Source organism: Methyloversatilis sp. RAC08 (genome assembly GCF_001713355.1).
Taxonomy (GTDB): domain Bacteria; phylum Pseudomonadota; class Gammaproteobacteria; order Burkholderiales; family Rhodocyclaceae; genus Methyloversatilis.
Window position 1 is genome coordinate 1,682,980 of record NZ_CP016448.1, and the last position, 21,919, is coordinate 1,704,898.

The 21,919-nt window shown below is 66.7% G+C and carries 20 protein-coding genes and 1 tRNA gene; 5 read left to right on the top strand and 16 right to left on the bottom strand.

The window, feature by feature from the left end:
* Positions 1-120: 120 nt before the first annotated feature.
* The 10 genes from BSY238_RS07780 to BSY238_RS07825 all read right to left on the bottom strand — a co-directional run bounded on the left by BSY238_RS07780 (position 121) and on the right by BSY238_RS07825 (position 9,601).
* Positions 121-678: a cohesin domain-containing protein gene (locus BSY238_RS07780; RefSeq protein ID WP_150123903.1), complete on the bottom strand. Its 558-nt coding sequence runs from the start codon at positions 676-678 to the stop codon at positions 121-123.
* A gap of 26 nt (positions 679-704) precedes the next feature.
* Positions 705-2,489 carry an amidase family protein gene (locus tag BSY238_RS07785; RefSeq protein WP_083223970.1) on the bottom strand — a complete coding sequence of 595 codons (1,785 nt, stop codon included), beginning with the start codon at positions 2,487-2,489 and terminating at the stop codon, positions 705-707.
* Between the two features lie 456 nt (positions 2,490-2,945).
* Positions 2,946-4,127 (bottom strand): multidrug effflux MFS transporter, encoded by a 1,182-nt coding sequence (locus BSY238_RS07790; RefSeq protein ID WP_069038630.1) that lies wholly within the window; start codon positions 4,125-4,127, stop codon positions 2,946-2,948.
* Positions 4,124-4,561, bottom strand: a complete 438-nt coding sequence (locus tag BSY238_RS07795) for a hypothetical protein (RefSeq protein WP_069038631.1) — start codon at positions 4,559-4,561, stop codon at positions 4,124-4,126. Before BSY238_RS07795 ends, BSY238_RS07790 begins: the two co-directional genes overlap by 4 nt.
* A gap of 16 nt (positions 4,562-4,577) precedes the next feature.
* Positions 4,578-5,417 carry a methylenetetrahydrofolate reductase [NAD(P)H] gene (gene metF / locus BSY238_RS07800; RefSeq protein ID WP_069038632.1) on the bottom strand — a complete coding sequence of 280 codons (840 nt, stop codon included), beginning with the start codon at positions 5,415-5,417 and terminating at the stop codon, positions 4,578-4,580.
* Complete coding sequence (locus tag BSY238_RS07805) at positions 5,410-6,186, bottom strand: TlyA family RNA methyltransferase (RefSeq protein ID WP_069038633.1); 777 nt, start codon at positions 6,184-6,186, stop codon at positions 5,410-5,412. The genes metF and BSY238_RS07805 overlap by 8 nt, the downstream gene beginning before the upstream one ends.
* Before the next feature lie 28 nt (positions 6,187-6,214).
* Positions 6,215-7,276 (bottom strand): NYN domain-containing protein, encoded by a 1,062-nt coding sequence (locus BSY238_RS07810; RefSeq protein ID WP_069038634.1) that lies wholly within the window; start codon positions 7,274-7,276, stop codon positions 6,215-6,217.
* 251 nt (positions 7,277-7,527) lie between these two features.
* Positions 7,528-8,547, bottom strand: a complete 1,020-nt coding sequence (locus BSY238_RS07815) for a DUF6976 family protein (RefSeq protein WP_069038635.1) — start codon at positions 8,545-8,547, stop codon at positions 7,528-7,530.
* 16 nt (positions 8,548-8,563) lie between these two features.
* The gene (locus BSY238_RS07820) at positions 8,564-9,283 is read right to left on the bottom strand and encodes a hypothetical protein (protein ID WP_069038636.1); all 720 of its coding nucleotides are present in this window, start codon (positions 9,281-9,283) and stop codon (positions 8,564-8,566) included.
* Between the two features lie 233 nt (positions 9,284-9,516).
* Positions 9,517-9,601 (bottom strand) — tRNA-Leu (locus tag BSY238_RS07825).
* Between the two features lie 86 nt (positions 9,602-9,687).
* Here BSY238_RS07825 and BSY238_RS07830 point away from each other — a divergent pair.
* Positions 9,688-11,403, top strand: a complete 1,716-nt coding sequence (locus BSY238_RS07830) for an ABC transporter transmembrane domain-containing protein (protein ID WP_069038637.1) — start codon at positions 9,688-9,690, stop codon at positions 11,401-11,403.
* Positions 11,404-11,449: 46 nt separating this feature from the next.
* On the opposite strand, the gene BSY238_RS18035 is transcribed toward BSY238_RS07830, so the two are convergent.
* Complete coding sequence (locus BSY238_RS18035) at positions 11,450-11,842, bottom strand: BON domain-containing protein (protein ID WP_083223971.1); 393 nt, start codon at positions 11,840-11,842, stop codon at positions 11,450-11,452.
* Positions 11,843-12,103: 261 nt separating this feature from the next.
* On the opposite strand from BSY238_RS18035, the gene BSY238_RS07845 reads away from it, so the two are divergent.
* Entirely contained in the window at positions 12,104-12,403 is a 300-nt protein-coding gene (locus BSY238_RS07845) for a hypothetical protein (protein WP_069038640.1), read from the top strand.
* 382 nt (positions 12,404-12,785) lie between these two features.
* Positions 12,786-14,732, top strand: a complete 1,947-nt coding sequence (locus BSY238_RS07850; RefSeq protein ID WP_069038641.1) for an ABC-F family ATP-binding cassette domain-containing protein — start codon at positions 12,786-12,788, stop codon at positions 14,730-14,732.
* 10 nt (positions 14,733-14,742) lie between these two features.
* Here the strand turns inward: BSY238_RS07850 and BSY238_RS07855 are convergent, their stop codons facing one another.
* Entirely contained in the window at positions 14,743-15,258 is a 516-nt protein-coding gene (locus BSY238_RS07855; RefSeq protein ID WP_190295068.1) for an antibiotic biosynthesis monooxygenase family protein, read from the bottom strand.
* A gap of 201 nt (positions 15,259-15,459) precedes the next feature.
* Here BSY238_RS07855 and BSY238_RS07860 point away from each other — a divergent pair, with 201 nt between their 5' ends.
* Both BSY238_RS07860 and BSY238_RS07865 read left to right on the top strand, forming a co-directional pair.
* Positions 15,460-15,906: a DUF2141 domain-containing protein gene (locus BSY238_RS07860; RefSeq protein WP_069038643.1), complete on the top strand. Its 447-nt coding sequence runs from the start codon at positions 15,460-15,462 to the stop codon at positions 15,904-15,906.
* 87 nt (positions 15,907-15,993) lie between these two features.
* Positions 15,994-16,608 (top strand): TetR/AcrR family transcriptional regulator, encoded by a 615-nt coding sequence (locus BSY238_RS07865; RefSeq protein WP_069038644.1) that lies wholly within the window; start codon positions 15,994-15,996, stop codon positions 16,606-16,608.
* Between the two features lie 11 nt (positions 16,609-16,619).
* On the opposite strand, the gene BSY238_RS07870 is transcribed toward BSY238_RS07865, so the two are convergent.
* The 4 genes from BSY238_RS07870 to BSY238_RS07885 form a co-directional block, all read right to left on the bottom strand.
* Entirely contained in the window at positions 16,620-17,339 is a 720-nt protein-coding gene (locus BSY238_RS07870; protein WP_150123905.1) for a hypothetical protein, read from the bottom strand.
* Between the two features lie 72 nt (positions 17,340-17,411).
* A complete protein-coding gene (locus tag BSY238_RS07875) occupies positions 17,412-17,879 on the bottom strand; it encodes a BLUF domain-containing protein (protein WP_069038646.1) in 468 nt (155 codons plus the stop codon).
* A gap of 233 nt (positions 17,880-18,112) precedes the next feature.
* The gene (locus BSY238_RS07880) at positions 18,113-20,764 is read right to left on the bottom strand and encodes an AAA family ATPase (protein WP_069038647.1); all 2,652 of its coding nucleotides are present in this window, start codon (positions 20,762-20,764) and stop codon (positions 18,113-18,115) included.
* Positions 20,761-21,894 (bottom strand): metallophosphoesterase family protein, encoded by a 1,134-nt coding sequence (locus tag BSY238_RS07885; RefSeq protein WP_069038648.1) that lies wholly within the window; start codon positions 21,892-21,894, stop codon positions 20,761-20,763. Before BSY238_RS07885 ends, BSY238_RS07880 begins: the two co-directional genes overlap by 4 nt.
* Positions 21,895-21,919: the final 25 nt, after the last annotated feature.

The following is a 21,919-nucleotide window of genomic DNA, read 5'->3' on the forward strand; positions in this document are numbered from 1 at the left end:
CACACAGGGGTTGCTTCCACAAAGGGTGCTGCTCACACAGAGGCTTTGCCAACATGCAAGGAAAAAGCCCCCCGGCCTTGCGGCACGGAGGGCTTGTTCACACCTTTCCGACGCGATGGATCAGCTGCGGCGGCGGCGGGCCGACAGCGCGATCAGGCCCAGACCGGCCAGCAGCAACGCGTAGGTCTGCGGCTCCGGCACCGCGGTCACCATGCCGGCGCCCAGCTCGACCGGCAGCATCACGCCTTCGGCGTCGCCGATCGCATTCACGAACACTTCCAGCGGACTGCTGCCCAGGCTGATCGCCTTGAACGACAGCGTCGCCAGCGTGAACGTGTCCGGCTGCAGCGCGATCAGGTCTTCCACCGTGTCGTACGAGGTCTGGAAAATGTTGATCAGGCCCGGCTGCGACGACACCGAAAACAGCGAACCCAGGCTGAACACATCCAGCCCTTCGCCGAAAACGACGCCGTACGACGTCATCACGAACGGGTCGTAGATGAAGTCGAAGTCGAAACTGCCGACCGTGGCATCCGCCAGACCCGACACGATCAGATCGACGGTGAAGAAATCGCCGACCGCGACTTCTGATGAGGAGGGCACGGCGGTGACCACCTGGGCCTGGGCGGCTCCGGTGGCCAGCAGTGCCGAGGCAAGCAGTGCATTGACGAATTTCATGATGTTCAGGTCCTGTAAGTAAGTGATCAAGGTGCGCAGCGCGGCTTGCTGCACAGATTCGTGATCAGGCGCGTGTCCAGCGCCGTGATCTTGCCGTCACCGTTGATGTCGGCCTTGTCGTACGGGCCAGTCGCCGTCTGGTTCAGGCGGCGGGCGACGAGTGACACATCGGTCCCGTTGACCTTGCCGTCGCCGTTGATGTCGCCGCGCAGCACGACGTCGGTCGGCAGCGCGGGGGTGCTGAACGGCGGCTCGCGCCCCATTGATGCCTGTTCGAGCGAGTAGGCCAGTTCGATCAGCCGCGGCTCGCCGAAACGTCGTCCGGCAAACGACACGCCGGAAGGAATCTGGGCGCCGTCCTGCGTGACGAATCCGTAAGGAATGAGCACCGTCGGGTAGCCGGCGCGCGCCCACAGGCCGGAACCTCCGGTACCCGAGAACACGACGGCATCGAAGTCGTCGTCGGTGCCGCGCTCGCCGTCGGGGCCGTTCAGCGCATCATTGATGATGCCGCGCGACTGCGTGAATCCGAGTGCGCGATCCGCCAGGTACTTCGCCGTGTCGGCGCTGCCGGGACTGAGATCCTGCAACTCCGACGAGAGGAAGTTCGTCTGGCCGTACTTGAGCGTGTTCAGATCGGTGTTGGCCGAGTTGTACGCAATCAGGTCAGCCAGCGACTGGATCGGGAAGGTCGACGGCAGGCGGTCGAGGTAGGCATTGATGTCCCGCTTCTGGCCGTAGCGCGAGATGCCGGGCGCCGTCACTGCACCGAGCGCCGGGATCCGCACGACGGTGGCACCGAGCGCCTCCATCTTGGCGATCGCGTCGTTCATGATGTCGGCGCGGCTGTTCGGGAACGGCGGCACGGCGATGCGTGCGCCGGCCAGACCGTCCGCCTTCAGGAAGGGCGTGTAGTCGTTGAAGCAGTTGCCGGGCTCGAGGCAGGCTTCGGTCGATGAATCTTCAGGGTCATAGCCGGTGATCACGCCCAGCATGATGGCGGCGTCGGTCACCGTACGCGTCATCGGGCCGGCGATGTCCTGGTCGGCCGTGATCGGGATGATGCCGATCCGGCTGATCAGGCCGACGGTCGGCTTGATGCCGACGATGCCGTTCGCTTCGGATGGACCGAGGATGGACCCTGACGTTTCGGTACCGATGGTGAGTGCCGACAGGTTGGCCGCAGCGGCGATGCCGGAGCCGGAGCTGGAGCCACGCGGGCTCAGCAACGGGCGGCCGTCTCCGCCCAGCAACGGCACCGGGTTGTAGGGATTGAAACAGTAACCGCCCAGCCCGCTGTAGCCGCCCGGCATGCCGCTGGTCATGCCATTCGCGAACTCGGTCAGCGATGCCTTGCCGATGATGATGGCGCCGGCCTCGCGCAGCTTCCGGGTCAGGAAGGCATCGACCGGCGGAATCGAATCCTTCAGCGCCACCGCACCGCCGGTGGTCGGCATGTCGTAGGTGTCGATCAGGTCCTTCAGGATGACCGGAACGCCGTACAGCGGACCGACCGTCGTATTGGGCGAGAAGCGCGCTTCGTCCATGGCCTTCGCGGTCGCGGCGGCCTGCGGATTCACATAGATATAGGAGTTGAGCTTGGGACCGGCGTCGTCATACGCCGCGACACGAGCCAGATACATGTTGATCAGTTGTTCGGCGGACAGAAGCCTCGACTGGAAGGCTTCCTGGATTTGCGGCACCGTTGCCTCGATCAGACTGAACTGCTTCGGCGCGGTTTGCGCCAGGGCGTTGAAAGCGGCCACATTGCCGACCAGCGCCATCGCAGTTGCCAATATCTTTCTCTTCATCGCGGACTTCTCCAAAAGGGTGGTTGAAGATGAACGACTCCGGTTGTCGCCCCGAACGCGGGGGCGAGTGCCGTATGCACAAACCAGTCCACGATGAAAACTCACTTATTTCAATAATTTATGAGTTGTTTTTGACTCCATCCAGCTGATTGGAAGAACATTTTGTATGCACGACAGCTTCTGCACCGAAGGGGTGCGCACCGGGAATAAGTCACAGGTGGTGCGCGCGCAAGGTCAATGACCCAAGCGGGTGCGCATGTCGTCGGCGCAGGGGACGAGGCTGTGGGCTGTGGGCTGTGGGCTGTGGGCTGTGGGCTGTGGGCTGTGGGCTGTGGGCTGTGGGCTGTGGGAGCGGCGGCCTCGCCGCGATACGCACTCTGCACAATGATGGTCACGGCACTATCGCGGCGAGGCCGCCGCTCCCACAGGCCGCCGCTCCCACAGGGGCCGCGCCCGTCAGGGCTGCAGCGAGCGGTAGCGCAGCCAGGCCAGCCAGCCAACGAGGATGAAGATGGCCATGCCGACCGCCAGATGCAGCGGCTCGCCCCACAGCAGCGGCACGACCAGACCGGCCGCGAGTGCATTGGTCAGTGACTGGGCAAAGCCCTGACAGCTGGACACCATGCCGCGCGACTTCGGGAACAGGTCGAGCGCCAGCAGCGACAGCACGGGCATCGCGATCGCCTGACCGATGTTGTACAGCGCGATCGGCAGCACCGCCCACGGCAGACTGGCCGTGGTCGCCAGATTGAGGACGACATTGGCGAAGGCGGCCGCGATCATGATGCTGTAGGCCAGCTTGAGCTGCACCATCGGCGCCATGCGTCCGGCCAGCCGACGGGATATCCACGAGCCGGTCATCATGCCGGCCACGGTCGGGCCGAACAGCCAGGCGAAGCCCTGCGGCGATACGCCGAGGTGGTCCATCAGGAAGGCCGGCGCCGACAGCACATACAGAAAGAAGCCGGCGAAATTCATCGATACCGCCAGCACCAGCGCGATCAGCGCCGGGTGGGCGAACATGTGCGCGTAGTCGCGGCCGAGCTTGACCGGATGCATGCTGCGCCGATGCGCCGGGTCCAGCGTCTCCGGCAGCCATATGAAGCAGGCGACCCACAGCACGCCGGCGTAGGCGGCGAGAAACCAGAAGGTGGCGCGCCAGCCGAACAGGCCGAACACCCAGCCGCCGATGATGGGCGCCGCGGCCGGCGCCAGCGCGAACAGCAGCTGGATGGTGCTCATCAGACGCTGCGCCTGCGCGCCGTCGAACAGGTCGCGCACGATGGCGCGACCGATCACCATGCCGGCACCGGCGCACATGCCGGCCAGCGCGCGCGCCAGCCACAGCTGTTCGATGCTGGTTGCCATGGCACAGCCGACCGAGGTGGCGAAGAACATGGCCATCATCCACAGCACCACGCGGCGCCGGCCCAGCGCATCGGCCAGCGCCCCGTGCCACAAGGTCATCAGCGCGAAGAAGCCCAGATAGACGGTCAGCGTCTGTTGCACCTGGACCGGTGTGGCGCCCAGATCGGCGGCGATCGCCGGGAAGGCCGGCAGATATGTGTCGATCGCGAACGGACCGATGGCGGACAGGCCCGCCAGCAGGAAGGCCAGCCCGCGTGGCGAACGGGTCACTGCGCCGGCGCAGCCGGGGCGGCTGACGGGGCAGGCGCAGGCGTGACGATCGGCGCCTGCTGCATCAGCCGGCGTTCCACCTCGGTCACTTCGACCACGCGCACCGAACTGACGAAATACTGGGTTTCGCCGAAGCAGCTGGTCGGCACACCGATGTGCTGTTCATAGTGCAGCGACACGCGTTGGCCCATGCTTTCGTTCAACTGCTTCGCGACCTGGGCGTCGCGCACGCTGAATTCGAACTTTTCGGTCAGTGTGCCGGGCATGGTCACCATGGCCAGTTCGCCTTCCCAGGTCTTGCAGAACCAGCCTTTGTTGGAAAACTTCTGCACATACCCGGCACGCTCGCCGGTGGAATAGCTCCAGCTCAGCACGATCCAGGTATAGCCGCCGAGCAGCGCGATGATCAGGGCGAGAACGGAAAAGATGCGCATGACGGGATGACGAGCCTCAAAGACCGAGCCGCTGCCAGATGGTCGAGGTGAGCCCCGCCTGGTTCAGCGTGTAGAAATGCAGACCCGGTGCGCCGCCGGCCAGCAGGCGTTCGCACAGCGTGGTGACGACATCCAGCCCGTAAGCGCGGACCGATGCCGCGTCATCACCGAAACCTTCGAACTTGCGCCGCATCCAGCGCGGGATTTCCGCGCCACAGGCTTCGGAAAAGCGCGAAATCTTCGAAAAGTTGGCGATCGGCATGATGCCCGGATAGATCGGCGCATCGACGCCCATCGCGCGCGCGTCGTCGACGAAGGCGAAGTAGGCGTCAGTGTTGTAGAAATACTGCGTGATGGCCGAATCGGCGCCGGCCTTCATCTTGCCGACGAAAGCCTGCAGATCCTTCTCGGCGCTGCGCGCCTGCGGATGCACTTCCGGGTAGGCCGCCACCTCGATGTGGAACCAGTCGCCGGTTTCGGCACGCACGAACTCGACCAGTTCGTTGGCGTAGCGCAGGTCACCCGGATCGACCACGCCGGACGGCAGGTCGCCGCGCAGCGCCACCATGTGGTGGATGCCTTCGGCCTGATAGCGCTGCAGCAGTTGCCGGATGTTGTCGCGCGTCGAACCGATGCACGACAGGTGCGGCGCCGCATTCAGGCCTTCGGCCTGCATCTCGAGCACGGTTTCCAGCGTGCGGTCGCGCGTGGTGCCGCCGGCGCCGTAGGTGACCGAAAAGAAGGCCGGGTTGAGCTGGCGCAGCTGGCGACGCGTGGCGCGCAGCTTTTCGGCGCCCTCGTCGGTCGCGGGCGGAAAGAATTCAACGCTGCACACGCGCGGGGTCGAGTCATTCATCGTGGTCTGTTCCGGGCGGCTTCATGGCGAACATGAAAAACTCGCGGTTGCCGTCGCCGCCGGTGATCGGGCTGTCGAAATAATCCAGTGCGTTGAGACCGTTCGCCTCGGCGAACGTGCGCAGGCGCACCTCCAGGGCCGCGTATTGTGCCGCATCGCGAACGATGCCGCCCTTTCCGAGCGCCTCCGGCCCCAGTTCGAACTGCGGCTTGACCAGTGCAAGCACCTGTCCGGCCGGCTTGAGCAGCGCCGGCCACTGCGGCAGCAGCAGGGTCAGCGAAATGAAGCTGGCGTCGCACACCACCAGATCGAAGCCGCCGTCGGGCAAGTGACGACCGAGCGCCGCAGCGTCGAGTGTGCGGGCATTGAGGTGCTCGATGCAGGTCATGCGCGCATCGCCACGCAGCCGTGCGTCGAGTTGGCCGTGACCGACATCGACACCCACCACGCGTGCCGCGCCTGCCTGCAGCAGGCAGTCGGTGAAGCCGCCGGTGGATTGCCCGACATCCAGACAGACCGCATCGGCCACCACCAGCCGGGTGTGCGCCAGCGCGCCGGCCAGCTTCAGGCCGCCGCGCGACACGAAGCGATCGTCTTCGCTGGCTTCGACCACCAGTTCGGTGTGCGCCGCAATGTCCTGCGACGGCCGGGTGACGATCACGCGGCCGGCGGCCGACAGCCACGCGACACGGCCGGCCGCGATCATCGCCTGTGCGACGGTGCGCGAGCGCGCGAGGCCGCGCGCCACCAGCGTCTGGTCCGCTCGCATCAGCCGAAGCGCGCTGCCGCAGCTGCGCTCACTCGCCGTCCTGCGGCGTCGCAGTAGCCGCCGGCTTGCGCGCCCGGCTGCGACGCGGTGCCCGCGGCTTTGCGGCCTTGGCGTCGCTGGCGGCCGGCGCGTCGGGCGCCGGGTCGGCGGCCACCGGCGCCGGTGCGACGGCCACATTGTCCGCGGTACCCGAATCGGCCGGCGCCTTGCGCGTTTGACGGCTGCGCCGCGGCCGGGCGGCGGCCTTCGGGGTGTCGTCCGCCGCGGGTTCGGCCACACGCTCGACCGGTCTTTCGATCAGCTGTACCTGGGCCTGGCCGTTGTCGCCCTTGCGCAGGCGGAACAGCTCGGGATGGCTTTCCAGCAGGCCGGACAGGCTGGCGTGGCCATAGTCCTTGTTGCTGAAGCCCGGTTCGTACTGGCGCACGATCTGGCCGACCCGCCCGATGCCGGCCCAGCCGGTGTCTTCGTCGGTGGCGGAACGGATGCCCTGCGACAGCAGGTCGAGCACCTGCGCATCCGGCTGCGTGCTGCGTGCCTTGCGCGGTGCCTCGGCGCGTGCCGGCGCTGCGCCGGCCGGGCTCGCCGACGCGGTCCGTTCGGCCGGACGTCGTTTCGATGACGATGACGCGGCGGACGGCGTGGCGCGCATGTCATCGGTGAACACGAACTCCTCGCAGGCGCGCTGGAAGGCAACCGGCGTGGTGCGCCGACCGACCCCCATGACGAACAGGCCGCTCTCCTGGATGCGGCGCGCCAGCGAGGTGAAATCGGAGTCGCTGGACACGATGCAGAAACCATCCACGAGCCCGGAATGCAGCAGGTCCATGGCGTCGATGATCATCGCGCTGTCGGTCGCGTTCTTGCCGCCGACGATGCGGAACTGCTGGATGGGCCGGATCGAGTGGTCGAGCAGATGCGCCTTCCAGCTGGTCATGTTGGGCGAGGTCCAGTCGCCGTAGATGCGGCGCACCGTGACGCGACCGCGCGACGCGGCGGCCAGCAGTACCGGCTGGATCAGCGATGGCTGCGCATTGTCGGCGTCGATCACCAGCGCCAGGCGGCGCTGCGAGGTTTGGGTATCGTTCATGCGGAGCAGTTGAAGGAACAAACCGGCATGCTACCCCTGTCGGCGCGGCCGCGCGGTCCCTGTGGGAGTTGTCCCTGTGGGAGTTGTCCCTGTGGGAGCGGCGGCCTCGCCGCGATCGGCGCGTTGATCAACGATAATCGCGGCATCAATCGCGGCGAGGCCGCTGCTCCCACAGGCCGCTGCTCCCACAAGCCGCCGCTCGCACAGGGGGCGTCGCTCGCTTGCGGGTCGCGCCCTTCAGAGGCCCCGGCTCAGCCTTCTATCGTCAGATAGACCAGCGTCTGGTTCAGCAACTGGTAGGCCACTTCGCCGTAGGTCATCGGGCCGAGCAGCGAGGGCACGCGCTTGCCTTCGAGTTCGCTGTACAGGTAGTTCAGCACGCAGTTGCAGCTGAAACCGACCGGGCCCGCCTGGCCGCCATCGCGCGCGCGCAGCGCCTGCTGGAAGGCGCTGACGTAGTCGGGCACCGGCGCGGCAAAGCGGTATTCGACGTCATCGAACACCGGCGCGTAGAAATCGACCACGCCCTTGCCCAGATCGACCGCCTTGATGCTCACGTTGATCATCGCACCGCTGTAATCGGCGACCAGCGGCAGGCGGGTATCGATCGCATTCGTGGTGACATAGCGCGCGAAGTTGGCCGGCTCGCCATTGATGCGGCACTCGCCCACCGAAAAACCCTTGGTCGGGAAGCGGATGCTGTCGCCATCACCCGGCGTGAACAGATTGATGATGTCGATGTGCGCGTACTTGTCGGCCGGCAGCGGCACGTGCATCACCAGTGCGCGATCCGGTTCGAATTCCAGCGTTTCGCCATTGACCGCCAGCGGACTGGCGCGGCCGAGATCGTCGAGATGGATGCCCGATATCCAGCCGATCAACGGCTTGAGATACATGTCCTCGTAGCCCGGCGCGTTGCGGGCGAACAAGGAGTGCACGGCCGAGAACGCGGGAATGACGATGATGGAAAAGCCGTTCTCCGGCGCGTCGGCACACACCCGCTCCAGGCTGATCTGGTCATAGAAGCGCATCAGCGGCACGCCGCCGCTGACCGGTACCTGCGCGACATAGAGCTGGTCGCGCGTGGTGACGCCGCCGTCCTGCCCCATGAAATAAGGAATGGTGCCGCCGATCCAGTGGCCGCGCGGCAACTCGCGCAGCAGCAGTTCGTCGCCGGCGATGCTGTAGTAGCCGCCACCGCGGATCAGGGCCGTCGCTTCCGACAGCCCCATCATGCGTCCGCTCAGTTCCTGCTTGGTCTGACTGTTCATGAAGGCGGTGCGGACGTCAGCTGGCGCGCAGCTGGGACAGTTCGTGCCCGAGCATTCGTGCGTTCTTGACGAAATATCGATGCAGCTCGCGCAGCTTGAGCATGCGCACTTCTTCGTCGGTGATCACTTCAAGCTGACTGCGCAGGCGCGTCATCAGAAGCTTCAGGCTGAGCGCACGGATATCGAGATCGACCTGGCCCTCGATCAGCTTGAGCCAGACCGGATCGGTCAGGTCGGGAATGTCGTCTGCCGGCGCGGCAGGCGCAACGGATCCTGCGGGCGCCAGATCGACCAGCGGCGAAGCCGGCACCGCGATGGCGGTCTTGCCCTGATCAAGCGAATACTTGAACTTCCACAGCTCCTGCAGCGGAATGCCGGTGATCGTGCAGATGCCGTTCAGCGGCACACCTTCGTTGAACAGCGCAAAGACATGCTTGGAAAGGGCCTGGGAAAACGGCATGTCCACGGCACCAGCCCAGGGCAGCGCGCTCAGATCGGCGCCGATCGGCGCCTGCACATGCACATGACAGCGCCAGCCCGCGAGGTCGACGTGGCGCCAGACGCGCTCGGGCCCTTCGGCCGGCTGACGCCGCACACGCGCGAACCAGCCGCGTGGAGGCTCTACGCCGACCCAGGCGTCCAGCTTGCGGGCGTCCGGATCGAAGCGAAAATCGCGTACCGTCCACGGCTCGTTCAACTGCAACAAGCGGCCCAAAAGTACTTTGTCCAGCGCCATCGGTTTCTCCTCCTCCGACCGAATTCTGTTCCGGTTACATGACCGGAATCTTTTCTGTATTGAGACGGGCCCGGAATTGCGAGACGGATGGTAGCAAAGCGATGCCGTGACACGGTTTGCGCTGCAACATCGCAACCGGTGCCCGGCATGTTTGACCAGGACGAGGATTTTCCGGCCGGGCCGACCGGAGGATGAAACAGAAGCGCAATGAAGCGCCTGTGATACTGAATGTGTGGTGCGCGGAAAGAGACTCGAACTCTTACGCCTTGCGGCACTGCCCCCTCAAGACAGCGCGTCTACCAATTTCGCCACCCGCGCACTTCGGATAGGGGCCGGAATATACAACAAAACAGCCACAACAAGGAGTCAGCAGTGTGACCGATGTACAGCGAGCGCGGCAGGTGATGTTCGAAATGGTGAAGCCGCACAGGGGTCGGTTGCTGCTGGCCACCCTCGGCCTGGTTCTGGCAGCGAGCGCTGCACTGGCGCTCGGTCAGGGTCTGCGCAGCGTGATCGACCAGGGCTTCGCTGCCGGTGACGCGGCCTGGCTGGACCGGGCGCTCGGCGGTTCGCTGCTGCTGGTCGTGCTGCTGGCGGGCGCGACCTGGCTGCGCTTCTACAACGTGTCCTGGCTCGGCGAGCGGGTATCGGCCGATCTGCGCACGCGGGTGTATGCGCATCTGCTGACGCTGCCGCCGTCGTTCTTCGAGGCCGGGCGCACCGGCGAAGTCATTTCGCGACTGACCAACGACACGGCACAGATCGAAAATGTGGTGGGTTCGACGCTGTCGATCGCACTGCGCAATATGCTGCTGCTGACCGGCGGTCTGGTCATGCTGGCGCTGACCAGCGGCCGGCTCACCTTGCTGGTGCTGGCGGGTGTGCCGCTGGTGGTGGCGCCCATCGTGCTGTTCGGCCGCAAGGTGCGTGCGCTGTCGCGCGAGCGCCAGGCGCGTGTGGCCGACCTCGGTACCCATGTCGATGAAAGCGTGCACGCCATCCGCATCGTGCAGGCCTGCGGCCACGAAGACGCCGACCGCGAGCACTTCACGTCGCTGGTCGAGCGCAGTTTCGTCACCGGCGTGAAACGTTATCGGCATTCGGCGCTGATGGTGGTGATGGTGATCCTGCTGGTGTTCGGCTCGGTGGCAGTCATCCTGTGGGTCGGCGGACATGACGTGCTGGAGGGGCGCCTGACTGCCGGCGAACTGTCGGCCTTCGTGTTCTACGCCGCCATGGTGGCCAGTTCAGTCGGTGCGCTGTCGGAGGTATGGGGCGAACTGCAGCGGGCAGCGGGCGCCACCGAGCGGTTGATCGAACTGCTGGATACGCAGCCCGACATCACGGCGCCGTCGTCACCGCGCGCGCTGCCCACGCCGGCACGCGGCGACATCGCGTTCCGCGACGTGCGCTTCTGCTACCCGAGCCGGCCCGACACGCCGGCGCTCGACGGCTTCAGCCTCGACGTGCGGGCCGGCGAAACGGTCGCGCTGGTCGGGCCGTCAGGCGCCGGCAAGTCGACATTGTTCCAGCTGCTGCTGCGCTTCTACGATCCGCAATCCGGCACGGTCAGCATCGACGGCGTGCCGCTGGCAGAGGCGGACCCGGCCGACCTGCGCGCGCGCATCGCACTGGTGCCGCAGGAGGCCGTCATCTTCGCCGCCAGCGTCGCCGACAACGTGCGCTATGCGCGCCCCGACGCCAGCGACGCCGAGGTGCGCGCCGCCTGCGAAGCGGCCTTCGCCGACGCCTTCATCCGCGCCATGCCGGGCGGCTATGACAGTCCGCTCGGCGAGCGCGGCGTGCGCCTGTCCGGCGGCCAGCGCCAGCGCATTGCGATCGCGCGCGCCATCCTGGCCGACCGCCCCATCCTGCTGCTGGACGAAGCCACGTCGGCGCTAGACGCCGAAAGCGAGCGCATGGTGCAGGCCGCCCTGGCGCCGCTGATGGCCAGCCGCACCACGCTGGTCGTCGCTCACCGCCTCGCCACGGTGCAGCGGGCCGACCGCATCGTCGTGCTTGAGCACGGCCACGCCGTAGAAACCGGCACGCACGCCCAGCTGCTGGCGCAGGATGGCCTCTACGCGAAACTGGCGCGGCTGCAGTTCATCGACGCCTAGACAAAGACTGCGACGCGCCGAAGTCCGGCGCGTCGCAGCATGACCATCACTGCTGGCGCAGCGTCAGTTCATCGTGCAGCGCATGCACGCCGTCGACACCGCGTGCCACTTCCAGCACCCGCTCGCGCTGTACCTGGGTATCGACGACGCCGATCAGACGCACATCTCCCTTGAGCGAAATCACTTCGATCGGGAAAGCCTTGACGTTCGGATCGGCCAGCAAGGCAGTCGTGACGCGGGTCGCCACGCCGGCATCGTCGAGATTCGCTTCGGATTCCGGCATCGACTGGGTCGTCGCGTTAGACGGCATCGCAGCCGGCGCAGTCGAGGGCCATTGGGTGACCGGCAAGGGCTCTTGCTTGTCGCAGCCGGCGAGCGAGAGCACGCCGAGGCAGGCAAGCGTCGCGGCCGTACGCAGTGGTCGTTGGTGGGTTGTCATGAGGGTGTCTCCGCGCAGACGGTCAAGTCGACCGTGACCCCGATCATCGGCGTCCGCATGTGGCGCGTCCGTACCAGAACGAACACAGGGGCGTTATGCCGGGCACGCCTGCGCAGCGCGATACGCACGATGCGATCCGTCCGCCAGCGCACAGACCGCCGCGCCCGCCCGCGGGCAACTTCGCGCTTCAGGTGTCGGCACATCGGGTGGTCCATCCGGTCCGCGCGTCTGAATCCACAATGACGATTCCAGGAGAGATCAATGACCACGACGCTCGAGATCACGCCGACTGAACCTACGGACGCGCCGGTGTGGAAGACTGAGTGCTACCACGACCACGACATGCACGTCTGCACCGAACGCCTCATCAACCACAACCCGTCGCTGTCGGGCCACGGCAACGAATGGACCTTCACGGTCACGGTCAGCACGCGCGGACCAGACGCGCAGCGTGTCGAACTGTTTGGGGCGAAAGCCGACCTCGGGCTGTTCTACGCATCGCAGGCGATTGCCGAAGGAATGGGCTTCCTGCGCGGGCGCGAACTGATCGAAGGACGCTGACGCCGTCTGTCGCCCGATGTACCTGCTGCTGCCCCGGACGGAGCGGGGCCGGCGACGCCAAGACGCGGATCGCCATCACGCTGCCGTCGCAGCCGGCAGCGGACACGAAATGGCCCTCGGGCTGTGCGGGCACGCGGGCGCCGGACGGAAACTCCAGCGCCACCCCGGCACTTCCGGGCGGAACGCCGCTGATCCCGATCATTCCGGGCACGCGGTGCGCTGGCGTTCGATTTGACGGCGACCTGCGCGGGCGAAGATACTTCGGGCTGCAGCGACCATTCGGTTACGACTTTCGGTCGCTGGCCCCGTCTTTTCCGCCCCGCCACCCCTTCCCTGGTCTTGCCGCCTGTCGTTGCGGGACGTCCGCTGGAGCTTCACCCGCATGATCACACTCAGGAATGTCACCTTGCGCCGCAGCGCCAAGGTGCTGCTCGACGGCGCCACCGCCACCATCAATCCGGGCGAGAAGGTCGGTCTGGTCGGCCGCAACGGCGCCGGCAAGTCGACGCTGTTCGCGCTGCTCAACGGCACGCTGCATGAAGATTCCGGCGAGTTCAACGTACCGGTGCAGTGGCGCATGGCCCAGGTCGCGCAGGACATGCCCGAAACCGACCAGCCAGCGACCGACTTCGTCATCGAGGGCGACACCGCGCTGCTTGCGGCGCAGCAGGAAGTGCAGGCCGCGGAGGCGGGCGACGACGGCGAGCGCATGGCCTATGCCTACATGGCACTGCATGACGCCGGCGCACACGACGCCCAGGCGCGGGCGCAATCGCTGATTCTCGGGCTGGGTTTCAAGACGACCGAACTGAACAATCCGGTGAACAGCTTTTCCGGCGGCTGGCGCATGCGCCTGCAGCTGGCGCGTGCGCTGATGTGTCCGTCCGACCTGCTGCTGCTCGACGAGCCGACCAATCACCTGGATCTGGACGCGCTGGTCTGGCTGGAAAGCTGGCTGACGCGCTATGAAGGCACGCTGGTCGTCATCAGCCACGACCGCGAGTTTCTCGACGCGATCACCAATGTGACGTTGCACATCGACGCGGCGAAGCTGACCCGTTATGGCGGCAACTACAGCACCTTCGAAGACATGCGGGCGCAGCAGATGGAACTGCAGCAGAACGCCTATGCCAAGCAGCAGGACAAGATCGCCCACCTGCAGAAGTTCATCGCCCGCTTCAAGGCCAAGGCGAGCAAGGCCAAGCAGGCGCAGAGCCGCGTCAAGGCGCTCGACCGCATGGAGCGGCTGGCGCCGATGCTGGCCAGCGCCGACTTCACTTTCGAATTCAAGGAACCGGCCAATCTGCCCAACCCGATGCTGGTGATGGAGAACGCCAGCTTCGGCTATCCGCCGCCGGACGACGCGCCGCCGGGCACGCCGCCTACCACCATCGTGCGCAATGTGAACCGCACCGTGATGGCCGGCCAGCGCATCGGCATCCTCGGCGCCAATGGCCAGGGCAAATCGACCGTGGTGAAAACCATCGCACGCGCGCTCAAGGCCACCACCGGCGCGGTGAGCGAAGGCAAGGGCCTGTCGGTCGGCTACTTCGCGCAACAGGAACTGGATGTGCTACGGCCGCAGGACAATCCGCTCGAACACATGACGCGCATGGCGCGCGAAGGCCTGCCGGCCGGACAGAGCGGTCGCGAACAGGACCTGCGCAACTTCCTCGGCACCTTCAATTTCAGCGGCGACATGGTGAAGCAGGCGGTCGGCACGATGAGCGGCGGCGAAAAGGCGCGCCTCGTATTGTGCATGCTGGTGTGGCAACGCCCCAACCTGCTGCTGATGGACGAACCGACCAACCACCTCGACCTCGCCACCCGTGAAGCACTGGCGATGGCGCTGAATGAATTCGATGGCACGGTCATGCTGGTGAGCCACGACCGTTCGCTGCTGCGCTCGGTCTGTGACGAATTCTGGCTCGTGTCGCGCGGCGGCATCGAACCGTTCGAGGGCGACCTCGACGATTACCAGCGTTACCTGCTCAATGAAGCGAAACGAGCACGCGAAGACCTGAAGGAATCACTGAAGGCACCGGCAGCCTCGGCGGCGCCAGCCGCCACAGCCACCCCCGTACCGGCCCCGGCGATGAAGAAGACGCCCGTGAATCTCAAGGCGCTGAAGCTCGAACTGGGCAAGCTGGAACAGTCCATCCTCGACCTGCAGAAGCGGAAGCACGGCATCGAAGCGCGTCTCACCACGCCGCTGCCGCCGCAGGAAATCGGCGAACTGGGTGCGACGCTGCAGAAGATCGACGCCGAACTCGACACCCACGAAGAGCGCTGGCTGGTGGTGTCGGAACAGATCGAATCGGCGTCATAAGGCCACAACCTCAATCCTTCTTGTAGACGCGTTCATTGCCCGGCCGCGCCAGCAGCTCCAGCGCCGCTGCCCAATCGCGCGGCACGTCCTTGCGGGCCATGTTCAGCCGCTTCAGCCGGACGGTCACGATCGCCGACTCGCTTTTCGCAATGGCCTCCTGATGCACGGCGGAGCGGACGAAGCGGGCACGTGCGGCGTCGCTGGCCCACACGCTCATCGTCCACGCCTCGTTGCCGAACAGTTCGCGCCGCGCCGAATAGCCGATCAGGCCGGGCTGCGTCGACATGCTGTCGATGACACGTCGCGTCTGGCGGTCGAATTCATCGCGCCGGGCGCCATCGACGATGATGTGCGTCAGCACCAGCACGACAGTGTCGTCCGCCTCGCCGGCGACGGCCCTGTCGATGCGCGGAAACGGCGTCGACAGCGCGCACGCCCCCGCCAGTGCGGACAGGCCGGCCACCATCACCAGGGTGCGCAGCGACAGCATGAAAGGGCGGCTTCCCGGCGGCAGGGCAGGTGACATGGCGAAACCTCGCATCAGGGTCAGGATCGGGGTGACGGGATCGACGCCTTGGGGTTGACGCCGTCTACTTCAACCTTCATTATCGACATCGTGCGTTGACAGTGTCAACCTCTGATCATCGGCAGCCATCGGATGCACCCGGCGAAGCCGCGCGCCCGATCCGCTGCCATGCCGTCACGAATCCGCTGCCGGAGGTGCCCGATGTCAGTCCAGATCACTCCATTCGCCCGCCTTGCCTGGCTGCTGGCCCTGTCCGCGTTGCCGCTGAACGGAGCGGCCGCCGAAATCGTGGTGCGCGTGAGCGGCGTGACCGCAGCGAACGGCGAGATCGGCTGCGCGCTGTTCGAACGGGACAAGGGCTTTCCGATGGACAACGCGTCGGCACGCGTGCGCTGGCAAGCCGCAGCCGCAGAAGGCGTCACCTGCCGCTTCGCCGACGTTGTGCCCGGGCGCTACGCGGTGTCGGTTGTGCACGACCTGAACAACAACCGGCGGGTCGACACCAATCTCATCGGCCTGCCGACCGAAGCGTGGGGGGTCTCGAATGGCGTGCGTCCGACGCTGCGCGCACCCCGCTTCGACGAGGCAGCCTTCATCGTGAAGGACAACGACGGCGAGACGGTGCTCGATGTCGCCGTGGGACGATAGTCCAGCGCTTCACGCGGCTCGCCGGGGCATGCCCGGGTGGCCCGTCGTGTTAACGTTGTCGCCGGATCATTTTGCCTCCCGGACCGGATGCCCCAGACGAAGGACGCCGCACACGCGCCGATCGCCCTGCGCGATGCCTGCATCGTCGCGGCGCGCGAAGCCATTGCCGAGCACGGCATCGAACAGCTGAGCCTGCGCGATGTCGCGCGCCGGCTCGGTGTGTCGCATCAGGCCCCGTACAAGCACTACCCGAGCCGCGACCACCTGCTGGCCGAGGTCATGCGGCGCTGCTTCGAAGGCTTCGCCGCACACCTCGACGCGCGCGGGCAGTTCGACGATCCCGGGGACGATCTCAGCGCGCTGGGTCGGCAATACCTCGATTACGCGCACCGTCATCCGCTGGAATACCGGCTGATGTTCAGCACGCCGTGGCCCGCGTCTGCCGCGCATCCCGACCTGGTGCGCGACGCCGCGCACGCCTTCGACATCCTGCGCCAGGTGCTGCGACGCGTGCATGGCGACACGCCGCAACAGCAGGCGCTGGTCGATCTCGATGCGCTGTACATCTGGTCATCGATGCATGGGCTCGCCGGCGTCATGACCGGCAACTGCATCGGCCAGCTCGACCTCGCCCCCGGCGTGCTGGAGCAGGCCATGCGGCACGTCATGTCACGGATCGGCAGCGGGATGGCCGCACCCTGACGCCAGCAAGCTCACCGCAGAAGTCGGCGATGACCAGCGCAATCCTTACGGTAGTCCTCAAGCATCCGGTTATGCGTCTCGACGCGCTGGTCATAGTCCGCATGGCGTGTGCTGACCGCATCGACGCGCGCGCGCAGCGCCCCAACAGCTGCGTTGTACGCCGCAACTGCTTGCCGAAGCGCCTCCAGCCCACGGTTATGCGCATCAATCGTTTCGTTGTGGCGCCTGACGTCGGCGTTGAAGGCGTCCACTGACTGCTTGCGCGCGGCGGCCTGCCTGGCGTCCGCGGGCGGCGCCTTGATTGCCGCTTCAAGGGCCGCCTGGCGCGAGCTGATCGCATCGCCCTTGCGAGTAACCTCTGCACCCTCTTGCACGGATGTCGCTTCAAGCGCATCCAGCGCCTCGCGTTGCCGGGCCAGTGCGTCGATATCGGGTTTCAGTGTGGCCGCTTGATCGGTCTGTTCTCCGGCGTAGGCGGCCAGCACCTTGCGCTCGGCTTCGATGATGCGGCGCTGGCCGACACATTCGTTGAGCATGGCCGGATCGAGCGTGTCAGGTGGCTCGGGCAATTCATCAGGCGTGGCGTTGTAACGCAGCACGCTGCGGATTTCCGGCAGCCGGATCGGTTCGGCCAGGACGTCTGCCGGGGCCGGCCCCTGAGCGCAGGCGGGCAGGCAGAACAGCAGTCCCGGCAGCACCAGGAGGCAAGACAATCGGGGCAGATGGCGCATGACGCCGCAGACTTTACCAAGAACATGACAGGACGATGAATCCTGCCGCGCCTGTTTGCGGGTCTGTCTGGATCAAGCGGGATCCAGCGCACCGCCGTCGATGTGTTCCAGCAACAGGCCGAGCGCCGCGACGTTCTTCGGGTCTTCCGCGTCGTCAAGCGCATCGAGCAGCACTTCCCGGATATCGGTGCTTTCGACGAATTCCATGTCCCAATCGGGAAACAGCCGCTCGCGCACCTCTTCGTTGGCACTCAGCTCGACCACGGTATCGTGTCGCGCGTCTGACCTCAGCGTCGCCATCAGCGCGGTCACACTGTCGCGCGGGCCTTCCAGCCACTGGAAGAACACGCCGCTGCCGAACACCAGCAGACCGGTGATGCCGGCCGTGGGATTGTGCCGCCGCGCTGACGCGATGATGCGCTCGACATCGGCTGCATCGACACCTTCCGCCGCACGACTGCAATAGACAACGTTGTAGAGCCGCGGAAGAAGCGGATCCAGCGTCGGCTCATCGCCACGCGAGGATTGGAAAGCGTTCATGAGGCAGGTCTTTCCGTTAATGGCCAGGCAGGCGCGAATCGCACTGCACAAAAACGAAGGATAAGCTGCCCTTGGGATCAGATGCAAAAAACGAAGTTCCGACATCCGCAGTGACGGGGAATTGACCCCGGGCAACGCCCTCGGAATTGTGCCCGTAACCTCTGGCAAGCGCCTGCATGTTGGCCCGGCAAGGGTTGCAGCGCGTCATCGGCACCGCACGCTGACCCGCCGGATCACAACGCCTTCAGGGCTTCGAGCGACCGGGCCGCTACGCCCATGTCGCGCCAGTTCTCCGGGTGGCAGGTGAACAGCAGGATCTGGTGCCGGGTGGCGGCATCGAACAGCACGCGCTTCATGCGGGCCAGCCGTTCATCGTCGCTGTGCACCAGCGCATCGTCGAGGATGATCAGCGTAGGGCGACCGGCTTCGCGCAGGAGATCGGCGTAGGCAAGCCGGCTGATGACCCCCATCTGTTCGCGCGCGCCGAAGCTGAAATCATCAAAGCGGCCGCTTTCCGCACCGGTTGCACCGGCGCGCGTCAGCGCACCGGGAACCAGCTGGTCGTCGATGTCGAGGTTTGCGTGCGGAAAAAGCAGCTGCAGATAGCGATCGAGATGCTTCTGCAGCGGCGCCTGCAGGCGCCGGGTCAGCGCGCTGCGATGGCTTTTCAGCAAGGTCAGCAGATGGTCGAGTGCGGTCGCGCGGCGGCGCAGTTCGGTGGTGCGGCGCACGGCCCGCGCGTGGTCGCGCGCTCGCTCGGCGCGCCGCTCGTCCAGACCCTGGGCGCCGGCGGTCTGCAGTTCCACTTCAAGCCGGGTCAGTTCGTCGCGGCGCAGGCTGGCCGCACGCTCCAGCTGTTCCGCGCTGTCGCCGAAGCGCTTGATGTCCTGCGCGATAATGTCCGGGCGCGCGTCGCGGCACTGTGCGGTCAGCGCATCGATGTCGGCCGCCGCCGCCGCCTGCCCGGCGAGCGCTTCGTTCAGCGCGCGCTGCGTGGCAACCAGTCGTGCGGCACGCTCGGGCGCGTCGAGGGTGGCCTGCGCGCTGCGCAGCTCGCGCAGCGCGGCGTCGACCACGCTCTGCGCGTTGGCGGCAGCGATGTCGGCGGCGGCCAGCTGCTTCGCTGCATCGGCCGCCGAGGCGCGCGCCGCCTCTTCCTGCGACTCCGCTTCGTTGATCGACGGCACGATCGCGGTGTCGTCGGGTGCCCCGGCCAACCGCGCCAGCGACTGCGCAGCTTCGGTCAGGCGGCCTTCAAGCATCGCCAGTTCGCCGCGCAGCGCATCGACACCCTGCGGCGCACGCGCCTTGAGCGCGGCCTCTGCAGTCTGCGCATCGGCCTGATGCTGCATGTATGTATGCAGGCGTATTTCGGCCGCATCGAGCGAGTCGACGCCGAGTCGGGCAAGCAGCGCAGCATGTCGGTCAAGCAACACTGCCTCCTGGCGACCCAGATCCGCCAGATCAGCGCCGCCGGGCGTGATGTCGAGCCGGCCAAGGCCGGGCAACGTCAGCGCGGTCGCGTCGGTCAGCAGGCGCTCGCCCTCACCGGTCAGGCTTTCCTGGCCGATCCGGATGACGCAGCCATCCTCAAGCGTGAAACGCAACCGGGTGGCGGCCGCCTCCTGGCGCAGGCGCAGCGCGCGGATGTCCTGCTGCTGGGCGCGCAGGGTGGCGAGGTCGGCGTTGCGCAATTCGGTGGCGGCCATCTGCTGGCGCGCGCCGCGCAGCAGGCCGGCTTCGATGTCGGCCTGCGCCAGCGTGGCGCGGGCGGCGTCGCGTCGACGCGAAAGTTCGTCGAGCTGGCGTGACAGTGCAAGTCGGGTGTCGCGCTGGCGGGCGCGGTTCAGCGTCTGTCGCGCACCGTCATGACGTGCCGCCGCCTCGCTGCTGTGGCGCTGCCACTGCTGCAGCGTGGCCCGTGCCGCGGCCAGCCTGCCTTCGGCGGCGGTCAGCGCGGCATGTCGCTGCTCGACCTCGCGCTGCTCGGAGCCGTGGCGCTCGAGCTGGCTGTGCAGCAGCGCAAGCGTGTCGCCGATGCGGCGCACGCGCTGCTGGGCTTCGCCCAGTCGTGCACCCAGCGCCTGTGCCTCGTCGAAGTTCCGGCGCGCAGCCTGCTCCTGAGCGCGCAGCGCAAGCCATGGCTTTTCCGCGTCGTCGACTTCGTGCTCGCGGCGCAGCGCGGCGAGCCGATCCACCTTGTTGCGGTAGGCGGCGATGTCGGCGTCGAGCGCAGCGATGTCTTGCGCCAGAGCGGCTTCGGTTTCGATCGCCTCCTTGTAGGGACCGCGCGGCGTGGCGTTCGCCGGCGTCAGCAGTTCGTTGCGCAGCGCCTCGACCTCGTCGGTCACCGCGTCGCCCCCACTGCTGGCCACTTCGCCCAGCGAGGTGTTCAGTGCGGTGCGCAGGTGATCGGTGGCATGCGCGACCGGGTCGCGGATGTCGTGCGCCGTGCCCTGCTGTATCCACAACAGGCCGGGGATGCCCCAATGCTCGGCCGCGCTGGCGCCGCGACCGGCGTGGCGGAAGCCGAGCAGTTCGGCCAGCCGGTCTTCGGCGTCGGCGCCGTCGAACTGTTGGGCGCCGCTGATCAGCGTGCAGCGCTTGCGCACGAGGAAGCTCTTGCTGAGGCGGTAGGCAACACCGCCTGTTTCAAACTCGAGCTCGACCGTCGGCGAGGCGGATGCGTCGCCCCACGGACGCAGGTCATCGACGCTGCCCGAACGGTGACGCTCGAAGAAGGCGGCGCGGATGGCTGCGACGACTGTGCTCTTGCCGGCTTCATTCGGGCCGGTGAACAGGTTGAGACCGGGATCGAGCGCGTCGATCTGCACAGACTGGCGGAACTGCCGGAACTGTTCGATGCGGATGCGCGTGAGCTTCACCGGGCGCCTCCGCTCGCGCCGCGCCGGTCACGCAGCAGGCCGGCCAGCAGCACCAGCGCATCGCGCGCCGTTTCGGCCTCGCCATCGCTGTTGCCTTGAAGGGTACGCAACTCGGCGATCACGTCGCCGAGATAACCGTCGGCTGCCAGCGCATCGATGTCGTCTTCGGTCGGCGCAACGCGCAGCGCCGACAGATCGGCCGTGAAGCTGCGCACCCGTCCCTGCGTCTGCGCAAGGGCATCGCGCAGGCGTGCATGTCCGGCCAGATCGGTTTGGCCGTCGAGCGTGAGTTGCACGACATCCGCATGACCGAAAGCGGCCAGCCGGGCGAGCAGCACATCGAGGTCGCTGGCCACCTGCAGCGTCGCGCTCTCGTCGAACCAGCGGTACTGGCCGGTCACGACCGGCGTGACGACCGGTTCGGCACCGGGCGACGCAATCTCGACGATCAGCGCACGGCCGGAGTCATTGGCGCGGAAGCGGTCGGTTTCCGGCGTGCCGCTGTACCAGGTGCGTGCATCGATCTGCCGGCAGCCGTGCCAGTCACCGAGCGCGAGGTAGTCGAGCCGCGCCTCGGCAGCGCGCCCGGCGGCGATCGGATTGGACGAATCGATGCCTTCGGCCAGGATGCCCTGCACGCTGCCGTGCGCCAGCCCGATGCGATGAAAGCCGGCCGGGGTGTCGATGGCCGCGAAGATGGCGGTCAGGTCGCTGTGCGTGATGCGCTGGGTCAGCGGCGCGGTCAGCACGGCCACACGCAGGGTGTCGAACTGCACGGCGCCCGGTGCGAGACACACGGTGACGTTGGGCGGGATCGCGCCCAATCGCGCGGCGCGCGTCCACACCGATTCGCTCAGCGCGGCGTCATGGTTGCCCGGAATCATCACCCAGGGCCCGGCGTAGCCGCGCAGGCAGTTGAACAGCCGGTGGATCGTCCTCTCGGCCACGCCCTGCGCGTCGAATACGTCGCCCGCCACCAGCACCATGTGCACGCCCTGCACGCTGGCCAGCTGCGCCAGCCGCTCCACCGCGGCGAAGCGCGCCTCGGCGAGCAGCGCCGCGTCGTCAGGCTCGAACTGGCCGTACAGCTTGCCGATCTGCCAGTCGGCGGTGTGGAGAAGTTTCAGCAAGGTGCGGGTTCTGAAGCGATGGTGG

What these genes read in the sequence shown, in the direction of transcription:
- BSY238_RS07780 (WP_150123903.1), bottom strand. Translation starts at nt 678, where the DNA reads ATGAAATTCGTCAATGCACTGCTTGCCTCGGCACTGCTGGCCACCGGA.
- BSY238_RS07785 (WP_083223970.1), bottom strand. Translation starts at nt 2,489, where the DNA reads ATGAAGAGAAAGATATTGGCAACTGCGATGGCGCTGGTCGGCAATGTG.
- BSY238_RS07795 (WP_069038631.1), bottom strand. Translation starts at nt 4,561, where the DNA reads ATGCGCATCTTTTCCGTTCTCGCCCTGATCATCGCGCTGCTCGGCGGC.
- metF (WP_069038632.1), bottom strand. Translation starts at nt 5,417, where the DNA reads ATGAATGACTCGACCCCGCGCGTGTGCAGCGTTGAATTCTTTCCGCCC.
- BSY238_RS07805 (WP_069038633.1), bottom strand. Translation starts at nt 6,186, where the DNA reads ATGCGAGCGGACCAGACGCTGGTGGCGCGCGGCCTCGCGCGCTCGCGC.
- BSY238_RS07810 (WP_069038634.1), bottom strand. Translation starts at nt 7,276, where the DNA reads ATGAACGATACCCAAACCTCGCAGCGCCGCCTGGCGCTGGTGATCGAC.
- BSY238_RS07815 (WP_069038635.1), bottom strand. Translation starts at nt 8,547, where the DNA reads ATGAACAGTCAGACCAAGCAGGAACTGAGCGGACGCATGATGGGGCTG.
- BSY238_RS07820 (WP_069038636.1), bottom strand. Translation starts at nt 9,283, where the DNA reads ATGGCGCTGGACAAAGTACTTTTGGGCCGCTTGTTGCAGTTGAACGAG.
- BSY238_RS07830 (WP_069038637.1), top strand. Translation starts at nt 9,688, where the DNA reads ATGTTCGAAATGGTGAAGCCGCACAGGGGTCGGTTGCTGCTGGCCACC.
- BSY238_RS18035 (WP_083223971.1), bottom strand. Translation starts at nt 11,842, where the DNA reads ATGACAACCCACCAACGACCACTGCGTACGGCCGCGACGCTTGCCTGC.
- BSY238_RS07845 (WP_069038640.1), top strand. Translation starts at nt 12,104, where the DNA reads ATGACCACGACGCTCGAGATCACGCCGACTGAACCTACGGACGCGCCG.
- BSY238_RS07850 (WP_069038641.1), top strand. Translation starts at nt 12,786, where the DNA reads ATGATCACACTCAGGAATGTCACCTTGCGCCGCAGCGCCAAGGTGCTG.
- BSY238_RS07855 (WP_190295068.1), bottom strand. Translation starts at nt 15,258, where the DNA reads ATGTCACCTGCCCTGCCGCCGGGAAGCCGCCCTTTCATGCTGTCGCTG.
- BSY238_RS07860 (WP_069038643.1), top strand. Translation starts at nt 15,460, where the DNA reads ATGTCAGTCCAGATCACTCCATTCGCCCGCCTTGCCTGGCTGCTGGCC.
- BSY238_RS07865 (WP_069038644.1), top strand. Translation starts at nt 15,994, where the DNA reads ATGCCCCAGACGAAGGACGCCGCACACGCGCCGATCGCCCTGCGCGAT.
- BSY238_RS07870 (WP_150123905.1), bottom strand. Translation starts at nt 17,339, where the DNA reads ATGCGCCATCTGCCCCGATTGTCTTGCCTCCTGGTGCTGCCGGGACTG.
- BSY238_RS07875 (WP_069038646.1), bottom strand. Translation starts at nt 17,879, where the DNA reads ATGAACGCTTTCCAATCCTCGCGTGGCGATGAGCCGACGCTGGATCCG.